The organism is Gilvimarinus sp. 1_MG-2023, from assembly GCF_030548285.1.
Map to the genome: position 1 here is coordinate 1 of NZ_JAUOSC010001811.1, position 232 is coordinate 232.

The following is a 232-nucleotide window of genomic DNA, read 5'->3' on the forward strand; positions in this document are numbered from 1 at the left end:
ATTTTTTGCAAAGATGAAGGAGCGGGCGCGTGCAAATTGAAGTGAGGCGCGATGTTTTCCGTCTGGCGCAGGTGTTCACCATCAGCCGGGGCTCGCGCTCTGAGGCGCGGGTGCTGACCTGTGCGATAACTGATGGCGAGGCGACGGGGCGCGGAGAATGCGTGCCCTATGCGCGCTATGACGAGACGCTGGACAGTGTGCAGGCACAGATCGAAGGGCTGCCGGGCGATAT

1 pseudogene is annotated in these 232 nt (G+C 61.2%); it reads left to right on the plus strand.

Features of this window, described 5'->3' with window-relative positions:
* Positions 1-29 precede the first annotated feature (29 nt).
* Positions 30-232 (plus strand): annotated as a pseudogene (locus tag Q4563_RS22940) (hypothetical protein); the annotation flags it as partial.